The organism is Sporosarcina sp. FSL W7-1349 (assembly GCF_038003045.1).
GTDB lineage: Bacteria > Bacillota > Bacilli > Bacillales_A > Planococcaceae > Sporosarcina.
Map to the genome: position 1 here is coordinate 2,047,458 of NZ_JBBOOK010000001.1, position 14,293 is coordinate 2,061,750.

Consider the following 14,293-nt stretch of genomic DNA (forward strand, 5'->3'; position numbering starts at 1 on the left):
CAATCCTCCGCTCTTACAAAATTAAGTCAGGCGAATGCCCGCTTCAATTGTTTCAATCCATTCATCATAGCGATCAATCAGCACATGCTTGTTTTTTCTATAAATCTTCTCCAATTCCAAAACTGGTTCTTCCGCATCATCCACTCGAAAGTCAACATAGGGATACCCTTCAATCGCCTCGACTTTAAGAATGGCTGATTGTTTCCCTCGCCGATCGCCACCTAATCTATCCCCTTCAAGCAAGGCCGCCAATAATTTCTCTTCCAATCTCCCTGCGGTCGACTCGAAAGCGTGTTCCATTCCTTCTAGTACTTCCCTACTTTCTAATAGGTTACCTAAAATGGCGTATTGCTTTCCAATAATATGTCCCTTTACTTCATCGTTTTCGATTCCAGTATAGACTGCGCTGTTTCCAAAACGATCTAATATGGCCAATTGTCTCAACTCTCTGCCTGCATCGCCATGCAGTAAAGTATTCAATGTTTCATTGGCCGTTTGTCCTTCACGTAAATGGCGCATTCCTTTTATACCAAGGGATGGGTTGACCCAACCTTGTGTTGCAATAATCCCGACATTCGCTTGAATTGCAGGGGAATGGGCCCCGACTGCTGGAAAATAAGATGCGATGGCAGCTCCGAAGTTTCCGGTATTCGGACATCTAGCAATAATTGAATATGTCATTCTACATTCTCCTCTACTACGTGACATGCCACAAAATGATCCGGTTCAACCTCTTTTAATCGGGGGACCGCTTGTTTACAAATGTCTTTTGCTAATGGACAGCGTGTATGAAACTTACAGCCCACGGGTGGATTCATGGGGCTTGGAATGTCCCCGCTCAATCTAATATTCTTCCTCTTTACAGTGGGATCTGGAACCGGGATAGCCGATATTAACGCTTGCGTGTATGGATGCAACGGCTTCTCATACAACGTTTCGCTAGCTGCCAACTCAACAATGCTTCCCAAATACATGACAGCGATACGATCGCTAATATATTCGACCACGCTTAAATCATGCGCGATGAATAAATAGGTTAGCTTGTACTCATCCTGTAAATCTTTCATCAAGTTAATAATTTGGGCCTGGATAGAGACATCCAAGGCCGCGACAGGTTCATCCGCAATAATAAATTTAGGATTTAAGGCTAACGAACGTGCAATCCCAATCCGTTGCCGCTGACCTCCAGAAAATTCATGAGGATAGCGGGTTAAATAATCTTTTGAAATGCCTACCGCATCAATGAGTTCTAACACCCGTTTTTTTCTGTTTGGAACTCTATAGGTCACCAAGGGTTCGCTAATCAATTCTTCCACCGTCATCCTAGGATTTAAGGAAGCATAAGGATCTTGAAATATCATTTGAAAGTCTTTTCGTTTTGTACGGAGTTGCTCCTTTGTAAAACTCGTCAGGTCCTCTCCTTCAAAGTAAATAGAACCGGCCGTCGCTTCCATGAGCCGCAAGAGGAGTCGGCCCGTCGTGGACTTTCCACATCCTGACTCTCCTACAACCCCAAACGTCTCCCCCTTCTGAATGGAAAAAGAAAGATTATCGACCGCTCGAATGATTTGCTTTTTCTTACTCGAAAAAGTACTTCCCAATGAAAAGTGTTTCGATAGGTTGTCCACACGAACTAGCTCTTGATTAGGTGTTTGCATGTTCTACCTCCTTTTCATATAGGTAACATGCGACTTGATGTTCCTGTTCATCTTCCCGTAATTCTGGACGTACCATTCGGCATGTCTCCATAACATATGGACAACGATCGGCAAATGAACAACCACTCGGCAAATTATGTAGATTGGGAGGTTGTCCGTGTATCGGCTTCAACCGTGCTCGATCACCGAGTTTCGGCAACGATGCGAGTAGTCCTTTTGTATAGGGGTGTTTTGGATTTGCAAATAACTCTGCAACCGATGCTTTCTCTACAATTTTTCCCGCATACATCACCGCAACTTCATCGCAAACTTCCGCCACCACACCTAAATCATGGGTGATCAAAATAACCCCTGCTCCGGTTTCATCCCGCAAATCCCGAATCAGTTCTAACACTTGTGCTTGAATCGTGACGTCCAGAGCCGTCGTTGGTTCATCCGCAATCAATAGTTTCGGATTTCCTGCCAAGGCCATGGCGATGACACCCCGTTGCCTCATTCCACCGCTGAATTGGTGAGGGTATTGAGCGGCCCTAATTCCTGGGGAAGGGATTCCGACGCGTGCAATCATCTCTACCGCCTTTTTCCAAGCACTTTTTTTAGACATCTTTTCATGAATAAAAGGAACTTCCGCAATTTGATTACCCACAGTATAAACGGGATTCAGAGAAGTCATCGGATCCTGGGCGATCAAACTTATCTCCTTCCCACGGATTTGCTGCATTTGCCTTTCTTTTAACTGTAACAAGTCTTGCCCTTCGAATAGAACTTGCCCTGTGACACTTTCACTTTTTCGATTTCCGACTAAACGCAAGATCGATTGGGAGGTAATACTTTTCCCAGAGCCAGACTCCCCGACAATGCCAAGAATTTGCCCTCGCTGGATCGTAAAAGAAATATCATCTACAGCCTTTACCACTCCTCTATCTGTCCGAAATGTAGTGGTCAACGATCTCACTTCCAGTAATGGATCCTTCATCGCTCCCGGAACACCTCCTTCTTATCGTTCATTTCGCAACCTTGGATCAAGCGCATCACGCAAGCCGTCTCCCATAATATTAAAACTGAGAACTGCCAACGTAATTGCGATTCCCGGGAAAATAGCCGTCCACCATGAGATTTCCATCCAATCTTTCGCCTCACTCAACATAATTCCCCAAGAGGGGGTATCTGGAGAAACGCCCAACCCTAAAAAACTCAGAGCCGCCTCTGCCAATATGGCAAATGCGAAAGAGAGGGTCACTTGAACGATTAAAGGAGCAAGCGAGTTGGGAAGAATATGACGAATCATAATTTGAAATGAGCTAACTCCCATTGACCGGGCAGCCTCGATGTATAAAGAATCTCGGATATTCAACACGGCACCTCGCGCAATTCGAGCAAAAATAGGAGTGTAGACAATTCCAATGGCAATCATCAGGTTGGTTAAACTCGGTCCCAATATTGCCATGATAACAAGTGCCAGAAGTATATCTGGAAAAGCAAATAATACGTCGGTAATCCGGGAAAGAATTTGATCGATCTTCCCTCCAAAATAGCCTGCTACAATTCCAATCATTGTGCCGAAAAACAAAGAAAATCCCACCGCAATGATGCCCACTTTCAATGAAATCTGAGCTCCATATAATATCCGGCTAAAAATATCGCGTCCGAATTGATCTGTCCCAAACCAATGTTGCGCATTCGGCGAAGCGAGTGAACTTGTAGAATTCATGGCATAAGGATCATAGGGGACAATCCATTTTGCGAACACCGCGACGACCAGAATTAGAGCAATGAACAAGAATCCTACAAAGGCAAATCTATTTTGCTTAAACCTTTTCCATGTTTCTCTCATACAACATCCCTCACTTATACCTAACTGTACCGAATTCTAGGATTGATCATGGCATAGATGATATCCACCGCTAAATTGATTAGCACAAATGCGCTTGCGATAAATAATATCGTGCCTTGCAGCAGGCTATAATCCCGGTTGGAAATGGCTTGCAAGGCCAATTGCCCGATTCCTGGCAAAGAAAATATCTGCTCTATGATGATTGAACCTCCCAGAAGATAGCCCGCTTGGATTCCTAAAACGGTGATGACGGGAACCAATGCGTTACGCAATCCATGTTTCCAAATTAGCCGGGAACGGTTGACTCCTTTGGCTTTTGCCATTTTCATATATTCCTCACCCAACACTTCCAACATAGAGGACCGGGTCATTCTCATTGTCACCGCCCCTACCGAAGTACCTAACGCGATTCCTGGCATCAACATGGTTTTCAGATTCGTCCACACTCCATCCGAAATTGGTACAAATCCACTGGACGGCAACCAGCTTAGATGGAGAGAAAACAAAAGTATCATCAACGTCCCCAGCCAAAAATTAGGTACAGAAATGCCAAACATTCCAAAAAAACTAGCGCCGTAATCAACCGGTGTATTTCTTTTGAGTGCGGCGAATGTCCCCAAAGGAATGGCAATAAGCAAAGCAAAGAGAATACTGATGATGGTCAATTCCAATGTCACCGGCAGCCTACCGATGATAAGATCCATAACCGGCTCATTTGTGAAGGAAGAAATCCCCAGGTCTCCTTTAAACAGACTCATGATCCAAATGCCATATTGAATAAAAATGGATTGATCCAAACCGTATTTCTGTCTTAAAATTTCCGCTTGTGCCTCATTGTAATTTGTTCCCAGCATCGCCGTCACCGTGTCGCCCGGAACAAGCCGTACCATGAAAAAGGCAATGATGGATATACCGAATAGTACAGGAATGGCAATAAGCAAGCGGCGTAAAATATATGAAAGCAAGATGACACCTCCCATAAGCGAAAAAGGGGATGAAACCAAATCATCCCCTTTCTAGTTGTTTATCGGTCAATCCACGTGCTTTCCAATGATTTCGTGGTAACCGTCGGATTCACATCGAATCCATTCACCCCGTCCCGAATAGCAGAAGCATGCTGGTTTGCATATAAGAAGACCATGGGTGCCTCATCTACAATGATGGATTGAGCTTCCTTGTAAATTTCGAAACGCTCCGCTTGATCAGCTGTCGCTCTTCCCTCTTCCAGCAATTGATCCACTTCCGGATTGGAATAGCCTTGCTGATTCCAAACTTCATCCGTGTGGAATATGTTGTATAAGAATTCATCTGGATCTACGAAACCGACCCATCCGACAATGGACATTTCAAAATCTTTCTTACCTAAAGCGTCAAAGAATATGCTATCTTCTTGTTGAAGAATCTCGACATTGATGCCCAATGGCTGCAATTGTTGTTTCACCACTTGAGCCGCATCAACCTGGGCCTTGTTCTGACCCACTTTCAATGTAATATCAAAACCATTTTCATAACCGGCTTCTTTTAATAAAGACTTCGCTTTTTCAATATCCTGTTTCGGATATGCGTCCAATTCACCATATGCCCAGTGGCCCGGAGGAATCGGTCCACCTGTCAAAATGGTAGCCTGACCAAATTTTACAGTTGCGTTCATAGCTTCCCTGTCAATCGCCGTAGCAATAGCTTGTCGTACTTCCTTCTCTTTCAGAGGACCTTCTGCTACATTCAGACCGATGTATTCCCAGTATGTTCCCGTTACAGGTTCTACAGTTAGCCCATCCGCTTTAGATAAAAGTTGAATGTCTTTAGGTGACAATTGAAGGATAATGTCGATCTCTTTATTTCGGATCGCAGTCGTTCTGGATGTTTCATCTGGCACCGATTTCCATACGACTTTATCTAAATATGGAAAGCCTTCCTTGAAATAATCCTCAAATCTTTCCAACACCATCTCTTGATCTTTTTTCCAATGCACTAATTTAAACGGACCGCTTCCCGCATCCGCATTATCCAAACTACCACCGTTTTCCTCTACCACAGTCTTATTAACAATAGCATTCATTGGATACGCCAAAAATGTTAAGAATGGAGCTACCGGTTTTTCCAGGTGGATAACAACCGTATATTCATCCGGCATTTCAATCGATTCGACCGCTTCAAATTGAGGTGCCCGTACGAGCTGTTCCACGATACGTTCAATGGAATATTTAACATCCTCTGAAGTCAGGTCATCTCCATTGTGGAATTTCACACCCTTATGCAGCTTAAGTGTATATAATTTTCCATCTTCGGATATCTCATAGTCTTCTACTAAATCCCCTTCAATCTCTCCGTACGTACCTTCTTTGTATTTAAAGAGAGTATTGTACATGTTTTCAATGTAGTGCATCGATTGGGCATTTGTCTCACTATGCGGATCCAACCCTTGCGCGTCATTTAAATCGACAATCGTCAACTCCCCACCGGCTATCGGTTCACCCATTGATTTTGGTTCACCTTCCACCCCGGTTTTCACATTTTCATCTTGCGACGGAGAGGTCTCCTTGCTGCCGGAACATCCGGCAAGCACTACTAAAAAAACTAAACCGAGAATACTAGCAAGCTTTTTCATCACATAACACCCCTTCTTGTAGTAGTCCAACTAATTTCATTGTAGGAAAACGGTCTACTCATTTGTATGGAAGTTCCCCTGAAAGTAAGCGTTCACATTTTGGAACTTCTCCCAAATCGGAAGTCCTTGTTCTTTTATATAATGAGAAATAAAGCTGTCATTAGGAGGAATTCCGTCAAAATGTTGTTCATTCAAAATGCCTTGTTTTATATAGGAACGGGAAAAAAACTAGTAGGACATATGGAAGTTATTGATGGGAAAATCAGCCGGATTGGAAAAGAGATTTCCCCCACTTCAACTGCGAAAATACTAGATGCAAAAGGAAAAATCATTACACCCGGACTGATTGATGTACATACCCATCTTGGTATCAATCAAGAAGGCGTCGGACAGGCTGGACATGATTTTAATGAAGCCAGTTCTGAAGTGACTCCCCAAGTAAATGTGATAGATGCCATAAATATGAAGGACCAAGGCATTGAAGACGCCCGCCGTTCGGGAGTGACAACAGTCCAAATCATGCCCGGGAGTGCAAATGTGATAGGAGGCGAAATGGTCGTCATTAAAACAGCAGGGTCGATTGTCGATGATTGCATCGTACGAAACCCTTCGGGATTAAAAGCAGCAGTGGGCGAAAACCCAAAAAAGCATCATAACAATCGAGTGCAAACGAGGATGGGCATTGCCGCAAGAATACGGGAAAAATTAGTGGAAGCCCAATATTATATGGAACAACGGCAAAAGGGAAAGTGTAGACCTGATTTGGGATTGGAGAATATTGCAAAGGTCCTTCGTAAGGAAATCCCTCTCCGTGTCCACGCACACCGGGCCGATGACATATCTACCGTACTCCGAATACAGAAAGAATTTGATATAGAGATTACAATCGAACATTGCACGGAAGGACATCATATTGCAGATTTACTAGCCAAACGGAACATACAGGTCTCGGTAGGACCTACAATGTCCACACGACCAAAGTTAGAACTCGCGGAACAAGGATGGAATACACTTACCGCATTAGAAAAAGCGGGCGTATCAATATCCTTGACAACAGACCACCCCGTAATCAGCATTGAACATTTGATGACTAGTGCAATTTTAGCGAATAAAAATGGGTTAACTGAACAACAGGCCCTCCAAGCCATCACCTTAAACGCAGCCCATCATTTAAATCTTGCCTACCGCATCGGCTCACTTGAACAAGGCAAAGATGCGGATTTTGTCATATGGAATGGAGATCCCTTTGACCTTCGCACTTCCGTAGCGGCAACTTTTATTGACGGCAAGCCGGTGTATGAAAAGAATGATTGATCCTATTTGCTGAGTTATAAGTTCCTGGGAAGGCTTACGATCGTTCTCGGAATTTATGAGAGATTCGTGAGGAGATTCGTGAAAACTTAGGGACGCGCTAACACCAAACTATTGCGATTCGCAAGAATTGGAGTCTTGACGGATGGTTACGATGGCTACGCACTTGGGTGCCTCTTTCGAAAGTTTAAAAGTGATCTTCCATGATTTTGCTCAATAAAAAAACCCCGGATCGTTCTGATCCAAAGGGTTCCCTTCATCAATCATTCCCATATTCCAATTGTTCTTTAATCCGGCCATCGTCTCCATGCAGGTAGGCGATAGTGCCAGCATCTTTCGCGAGGCGTTTGGCTTCTTCTATGGCTTCGTCTCGCGAACCGCTCGTACAGACTGGAGTGGTTTCGCCTTCGCGTTTGACTGCCCACCCTTCCTCGTCGTGCGAAACGACATGGAATCGGGCATCCGCCGTGCCAGCACGGTCTTCAAAATAATCTTCTTGATCGCGCTTCTTGTTGTCTGCCATGCTAGATTCTCCTCTCCAAATCATCTTTTCTTTCATTACCCGCTTGGGAGTGTTTGAAACGAACTTGAGGAAATCCACTGGGGCTTCATAACATTTTTAATAGACCTCGCAACATTCTCAATCAACCTTATAACGTTCTCTCTCCACCTCGAAACATTTCCATCCAACCTCAAAACATTCTCCCACAAGTCTAGTACTTGATGATTGGGGATACACTGGAAATAAACGTGAAAAAGCTTTTCCACTATACAAATCGCTCGCTCAATAACTAGCCAAAACGGACGATATGAACTGTAGAGAAAGGGGGGAGTGCGGATGTTTTGCACGCATTGTGGACACCCGAATGGGAAAGGGGCCCGTTACTGTGGCGGCTGCGGTCAATCAATGGCGCAGACAGGACGAAAAGGCTGGATGATTACCATCTCCATCGCCTGTCTGCTTATGCTCGGCGGGGTCGGATATGGATTTATCCAAGTGCTTGGAGAAGGTGATGTGAAATCCGTTACCCACATCGAACCGGCGAAAGTACCAGAATCGCCGATCAAAGAGCCTATAGCCGACAATAAAGATGCCACGCCAAAAAGCGAAATGGCTCCTAAAGAAAAGGAGAAGACCCAAGTCATCCGGGAGACGCTGCCGCGCGTGTTCACAATTTTCACGGAGGATGGCCTTGGCTCAGGTTTTCTCTATGCGAAAGGCGGCCTGATCGTGACGAATGCCCATGTCGTAGCGGGTTACACGGATGTCGTTGTGCGGAATTCGGATGGAAAGGATGCCGCCGGGAAAGTCATCGGCATTTCGGATAAGTATGATGTGGCGCTGATTCGGTCAGAGGCATACCGGAACTTACAGCCGCTCCATGCGGAATCTGTCGAAACGCCGATCGGAACCGAAGTTATTGCGCTCGGCAGTCCGACCGGCTTGGAAAACACCGCCTCCATCGGCTATTTGACCGGGTTGAACCGGGATATCGAACTGGGTTTCATTTATGAAAAAGCGTATCAAATTGATGCCCAAATCGATAACGGCAGCAGCGGCGGGCCGCTGCTCGATGCCAAGACGGGCAAAGTGATCGGCATCAATTCTTTGATTCGAACCGATAATAGACGATTCGGCTTTTCCATTCCGTTGTATACCGTTACGCCGCTCATCGATTCCTGGGTAAAGAATCCGATGACGGAACGGCAAGTCGCATCGCTTTTCGGCGTGTACGAAAATTACACCGTCGCCGACTCCTATGATGAGGACAGCTATTACGACGATTACCAGGACTTCTATGAAAATGAAGAAGATTATGTTCCAGAGTGCACCGGCTTTTTCGACCCGGACCATCTGGAGGATTTCATTCTAGAATTCCGATCCACATATGAAACGGCTTTGTTATATGAGGAATTTCATTTCATTGAAGACTTCTTACTCCCCGGCAGCTCCGCCTACAAGGAATACCGTGACTATTTCAATGAAATCGCCAACCAGGGCATGCACTTTGAATTTTACGAAAACGTCGTTACCAATCTTGCCATCCAGCACGACACTGCTCTCCTATCCACCTATGAAACCTTCAATTTCATCAACGCCTCTGGAGATGAACGGTTTTATGAAAAAGAAAAGATTTATGAAGTATTGTTAGATGAAGAAGGATATTATCGGATCAAACAAGTGAAGAATAAGTAGCTCCTGTAAAAAACGCCGACAAGTAGGGAATTCCTCCATAGCTTGTGGCGTTTTTTATTTCTTACGCAAAAGTTTTTAGCTTGCTACCGTCGAAGGCATGTTTCCAGTTATTTCGGGTATACTCTAAACAGATTCCGAACAGCCTCCTGCCCTTTTGGACAAGGGGAATATTTTACATAAGACAAGGAGGGGGGAGCTATGAAAAAAATATCGAATGTCTTCTATATAACAATCGGTCTGATTGTGTTGGCGGTCGGATACGGCGTCATCTTGCCAAAACAATTCGAATCCGTCACAGAAACAGTCAAAGGTGTGGTATCCTCCGTTTTTGGATGGTATTATATGCTACTTATCACTTTGTTGCTTGTCATTAGCATCTTTCTGATTTTCAGTCCATTCGGCAGAATTCGACTCGGAAAGGATACGGATCGCCCACAATTCAACACAATCACTTGGATTGCGATGCTGTTTTCCGCCGGAATGGGCATCGGTTTGGTATTCTATGGAGCTGCTGAACCACTCTCCCATTATGCCATCAATCCCGCAACCGAAGAGCCGAATACGAATGCGGCCTACAAGGAGGCTTTTCGGCAAACGTTTTTCCATTACGGTATCCATGTTTGGGCTTTGTATGGAATTGTCGCTCTTGCACTAGCCTATTTCCAGTTCCGCAAAGAGGAACCTGGTTTAGTTTCCGCAACACTTAAACCAATCTTCGGAGATAAAATGAACGGAATTTGGGGTACGGTCATCGATGTTCTCGCCGTATTTGCAACAGCATTCGGTGTAGCCACTTCCCTTGGCTTCGGCGCCTTGCAAATCAATGCGGGACTCCACTACTTATTCGATATCGAAATAGGGATCCGTGCTCAATTCATTATCGTCTCCATTGTGACGGTGTTGTTCATTTATTCAGCATGGTCGGGATTAAGCAAAGGTATCCGGTATCTGTCCAATACGAACCTTGTGCTAACCCTCGCCCTTTTAGGGTTCGTTTTAATTTTGGGGCCTACCTTACTCATATTTAATATGTTCACCGATTCAATCGGCGGATATCTGTCCCATTTGGTCGATATGAGTTTGAGAACATCTCCATTGAATAAAACGGATCGGGCATGGCTCGAAAATTGGACTATTTTCTATTGGGCTTGGTGGATTTCCTGGGCACCTTTCGTCAGCATGTTCATTGCACGGGTTTCAAAAGGGCGGACAATCCGTGAATTCATGGTCGGTGTGTTAGTAGCGCCCGTTTTTCTAAGTTTCATTTGGTTTTCAGCTTTTGGAACGACAGCCATTGAGATACAACGCGCCGGCGTGATCGATTTGGCAGCTAGCGACACCTCGCTTATTGTGTTTCAGATGTTCAGCTCCCTTCCTTGGTCGTCAATTACATCCGGTTTCACCATTTTGCTGATCGCATCGTTTTTCATCACGTCCGCAGACTCGGCAACATTTGTATTGGGAATGCAATCCACTTACGGATCGCTGACGCCGACGAACCCGGTAAAATTCGTTTGGGGCTTAATCCAGTCTACGATCGCTTTGATCCTATTATCGGTCGGCGGACTTTCCGCCTTGCAAAACACCATAATCATCGCTGCGTTACCGTTTTCGTTCGTCATCCTGATGATGGTATTCTCCCTGTTTAAATCCTTAAAAGAGGAAGTGCGAGTACCAAAGGGAACGCAGGCGTTTAATCCGCCCGGTTTGAGGAAAACTAAAAAACAAGGCGGAGAGGAGTGATTTTATGGGTGAAAAGAAAGAGCCGCATGTGCAATTGACCGAGAAAAACAATGGTTCGTCATCGACACAAGAAGTTTTGTATGCGGACGAATACAAAAAAGCAGACAAAGCAGCAAAACAGAAAGCGGCTGAACAGAATAATCAAAACTGAATATAGGCTATGGAAAGCTATAGGAAATATTGTTGATTCCTATAGCTTTTTGACATTTTTATCATTTTCCCTATATGACATTTCCCGGGAAATAGCGGCGAAATATGATAATCTGCAATCTTTCGTTCCCCTACACGGGTGGCTGGCAACTTTACAACTGGTTTTTCTCCGCATCTTCGCTAATGGGATAAGATGAATCAAAGGAGTGGAACATCATGAAAGAATTCAAAATTACGTATTTCTTTGATCAAGAGCATTATATCCGTCGGTTTGTATATCTAGATTCCTTCGAGCAGGCAAAAGAACTGGTTACCGCTGAACGGGACCAGTATATTTCATTCATCGACAGTCGCGGCATCTACCATGAACTCCACACAGGCCAAGTGCGCGTCGTCCAAATTTCGGAATATTTCAGAGAGAAGAAGCCGTCCTAAATCAGGCTCCGAATCCCAAACTTGATCAGGCAAAGAGACTGCGCGCGGCATGTAGTCTCTTTTATCGCGTCTTGAATTGGGGTGAAGACATCAAAACGTTTCGACATAACTTCACCATGTTTCGCGTGTTTTTCGGCCCCCCAGCAAACCTCGAAACAATTCTTCCCTGCCTCATAACACTTCCTTCAAACTTCGAAACGCTCCTGCCCCACCTCACAATATCTCCACCAAACTTCTAAACGTTTCCCCCACTTCACAACGTTTTCATCTAAGCTCGAAACATTCCCCTAAAACCTCGAAACGCTCCCAACCCGCTTCACAATTGCGCAGATGACTGTCCCCTTTACAATTGAAAAAAGGGACTGCAACCAAATCGGCAGTCCCTTCACTTGCTCAGCTCATGTATATCCTGACAAATCAACGATCCCCGCCATACGCAATATCCGCAATCAATGTCGGATAAGTCCCAAGGTGGCGGAGGCTGCAGCCTAGATTGCGAATGTCTTGGCAGAGTTGTTGGTAGGCATCCGATTTCCCGGTCGTATCAAGATCGATGAAAAATACATAATGCCCGAGTTCTGTTTTCATTGGAGCTGATTCAATTTTTGTCGGCTTGATGTCATATCTGTCGACAAGACCCAAAACTTGATGAAGTGTCATGAGTTCATTTTCAGGAAATGAAACAATCATCGACGATTTTTGAAAATCCGCCCGTAAGTCCAGTTCTTCATAGCCAAGCGCGATGAAACGGGTCATGTTCATCCCATTGTTTTCAATATTGCTTTGAATCGCTTCTAGCTCATAGATTTCCTTGGCGATGAAATTGGAGATGGAGAGCCAAGGCTTGTCCGGATTGTTGGCGACAAGCCAAGCCGCTTCCGCCGAGCTATTCATCGGCCTTTGCTCAATTTCCGGATAATGTGTCCGCAAGTATTGATCACATTGCTTCAACGCTTGCGGATGGGCATAGACGGTTTCGAACTCCGTCTGCTCCGCTTGCGCCGGATGCGCCAATAGTTCATGATGGACAGGCAGCCGGACCTCCGCTTGGATTGGCACTTCCACCTCATGAATTAGCCAATCAAGTGTCATGCTGACTGATCCCCCGATGGAATTTTCAATCGGCACAACCGTCACATCGGTTGTGCGTTGATGTGCTGCCAACAGACAGTTTTCAATCGTAGGAAACGCATGAAGATTGGTCATTTCCTCATCTGGAAATAAAGCATGGACGGCCAGCCCTGTGAACGTGCCAACGGGACCAAGATAGCCAATCCTCCGTTCTGATTTTTTCATCGAATCCGGTTCACCTTTCCCTCGCGGAAGAATCAACTCCTTAATCAAGGAGACCCGCCTCCTGATAGTAACGTTCCGCACCCGGGTGAAGCGGGATGTCTGCCAATTCGGTTACCGCATTTTCGATATCCATTTGCTTCACGATCGCATGTGCAGATTCCAAGGATTCGATGTTTTCCCAGAACGATTTCGAAAGTTCATAAATCACGTCATCCCCGACAGAGGCATCCGTGATCAGCATCATCTTAATTGCCAGAGTATCTATATCTTCGTCTTGATTATCATAGGTTCCCTTTGGAATGGTCATTTCCGAATACCATGGATACTCGTCCATTAACGCTTTTCGAATTTCCGGCTCCATGCCGATCAGTTTTCCGTCGGCTGTCGAAGTCATCTCCGTTACCGCAGCACTCGGCAATCCCGCTTGAATCAAAGCCCCATCCAGTTGCTTATTTCGCATTAAGTCGATTGCTTCTGTAAATCCAACGAAATTCTCTTTAATATCGTCCGGATAGTTCAATCCGTATGCCGGTAAAATGATGCTGGACTCCACTTCAGGCGTACTTCCGACAGAGCCAGGCGCGAAACGCTTCCCTTTCAAATCAGTAACCGACTCGATGCCCGCGTCTTTGCGAACAACAAATTGGTTCGGGTTGTAATAAAGACCCGCGATAATCCGAACGTCTTCATACTTGCGATCTTTAAAACTCCGTTCGCCATTATACGCTTCCCAAATAATACCCGTAGTCGCAAACGAAATATGCGCTTCGCCATCTTTCAGCAGATTCAAGTTATCAACGCCGCCATTGGAAGCTTGGGCATTAACTCTTATTCCGTCCACCTTCTGATCCCACAAGTTGGCCATTGCTGCACCCAACGGATAAATGGTCCCTGTAGTGGAAGCCGTCGGGAAATTCAAGATGGTCGGCTTCTTACTGGACGAAGTGCCTTCCGCGCCCGCTTCCTCCGCATCGTTTCCACATGCACTTACAAGCGCAGCGAGTGCAGTCATTGCACCAATCAACAACATTCTTTTCCATATCTTGTTCACAAATATATTC

General features: G+C 45.2%; 14 protein-coding genes and 1 pseudogene. 5 read left to right on the plus strand and 10 right to left on the minus strand.

What is annotated here, in order from left to right; all coding sequences use genetic code 11:
• Nucleotides 1-21 precede the first annotated feature (21 nt).
• The 7 genes and pseudogenes from MKY41_RS10045 to MKY41_RS10075 form a co-directional block, all read right to left on the minus strand.
• The gene (locus tag MKY41_RS10045; protein ID WP_340744875.1) at nt 22-681 is read right to left on the minus strand and encodes a DUF1028 domain-containing protein; all 660 of its coding nucleotides are present in this window, start codon (nt 679-681) and stop codon (nt 22-24) included.
• A complete protein-coding gene (locus tag MKY41_RS10050; protein WP_340744876.1) occupies nt 678-1,658 on the minus strand; it encodes an ABC transporter ATP-binding protein in 981 nt (326 codons plus the stop codon). The genes MKY41_RS10045 and MKY41_RS10050 overlap by 4 nt, the downstream gene beginning before the upstream one ends.
• Complete coding sequence (locus tag MKY41_RS10055; protein WP_340744877.1) at nt 1,645-2,634, minus strand: ABC transporter ATP-binding protein; 990 nt, start codon at nt 2,632-2,634, stop codon at nt 1,645-1,647. Before MKY41_RS10055 ends, MKY41_RS10050 begins: the two co-directional genes overlap by 14 nt.
• A 21-nt stretch (nt 2,635-2,655) precedes the next feature.
• The gene (locus MKY41_RS10060; protein ID WP_340745678.1) at nt 2,656-3,255 is read right to left on the minus strand and encodes an ABC transporter permease; all 600 of its coding nucleotides are present in this window, start codon (nt 3,253-3,255) and stop codon (nt 2,656-2,658) included.
• 96 nt (nt 3,256-3,351) lie between these two features.
• Nucleotides 3,352-3,492, minus strand: a pseudogene (locus tag MKY41_RS10065) (glutathione ABC transporter permease); the annotation flags it as partial.
• Between the two features lie 20 nt (nt 3,493-3,512).
• On the minus strand, nt 3,513-4,457 hold the full coding sequence (locus MKY41_RS10070) for an ABC transporter permease (protein WP_340744878.1): 945 nt from the start codon (nt 4,455-4,457) through the stop codon (nt 3,513-3,515).
• 59 nt (nt 4,458-4,516) lie between these two features.
• Complete coding sequence (locus tag MKY41_RS10075) at nt 4,517-6,100, minus strand: ABC transporter substrate-binding protein (RefSeq protein WP_340744879.1); 1,584 nt, start codon at nt 6,098-6,100, stop codon at nt 4,517-4,519.
• A 180-nt stretch (nt 6,101-6,280) separates the two neighbouring features.
• Here MKY41_RS10075 and MKY41_RS10080 point away from each other — a divergent pair, with 180 nt between their 5' ends.
• Nucleotides 6,281-7,414, plus strand: a complete 1,134-nt coding sequence (locus MKY41_RS10080) for an amidohydrolase (RefSeq protein WP_340744880.1) — start codon at nt 6,281-6,283, stop codon at nt 7,412-7,414.
• Nucleotides 7,415-7,670: 256 nt separating this feature from the next.
• On the opposite strand, the gene MKY41_RS10085 is transcribed toward MKY41_RS10080, so the two are convergent.
• A complete protein-coding gene (locus MKY41_RS10085; protein WP_340744881.1) occupies nt 7,671-7,934 on the minus strand; it encodes a DUF2188 domain-containing protein in 264 nt (87 codons plus the stop codon).
• A 315-nt stretch (nt 7,935-8,249) separates the two neighbouring features.
• On the opposite strand from MKY41_RS10085, the gene MKY41_RS10090 reads away from it, so the two are divergent.
• The 4 genes from MKY41_RS10090 (at nt 8,250) to MKY41_RS10105 (ending at nt 11,936) form a co-directional block, all read left to right on the plus strand.
• A complete protein-coding gene (locus MKY41_RS10090; RefSeq protein WP_340744882.1) occupies nt 8,250-9,608 on the plus strand; it encodes a trypsin-like peptidase domain-containing protein in 1,359 nt (452 codons plus the stop codon).
• 198 nt (nt 9,609-9,806) lie between these two features.
• The gene (locus MKY41_RS10095; RefSeq protein ID WP_340744883.1) at nt 9,807-11,351 is read left to right on the plus strand and encodes a BCCT family transporter; all 1,545 of its coding nucleotides are present in this window, start codon (nt 9,807-9,809) and stop codon (nt 11,349-11,351) included.
• Between the two features lie 4 nt (nt 11,352-11,355).
• Entirely contained in the window at nt 11,356-11,502 is a 147-nt protein-coding gene (locus MKY41_RS10100; protein ID WP_340744884.1) for a YfhE family protein, read from the plus strand.
• A 215-nt stretch (nt 11,503-11,717) separates the two neighbouring features.
• Entirely contained in the window at nt 11,718-11,936 is a 219-nt protein-coding gene (locus tag MKY41_RS10105) for a hypothetical protein (RefSeq protein WP_340744885.1), read from the plus strand.
• 417 nt (nt 11,937-12,353) lie between these two features.
• Here the strand turns inward: MKY41_RS10105 and pheA are convergent, their stop codons facing one another.
• Both pheA and MKY41_RS10115 read right to left on the minus strand, forming a co-directional pair.
• Nucleotides 12,354-13,280, minus strand: a complete 927-nt coding sequence (gene pheA, locus MKY41_RS10110) for a prephenate dehydratase (RefSeq protein ID WP_340744886.1) — start codon at nt 13,278-13,280, stop codon at nt 12,354-12,356.
• Nucleotides 13,273-14,283: a TAXI family TRAP transporter solute-binding subunit gene (locus MKY41_RS10115; RefSeq protein WP_340744887.1), complete on the minus strand. Its 1,011-nt coding sequence runs from the start codon at nt 14,281-14,283 to the stop codon at nt 13,273-13,275. Before MKY41_RS10115 ends, pheA begins: the two co-directional genes overlap by 8 nt.
• Between the last annotated feature and the right edge of the window lie 10 nt (nt 14,284-14,293).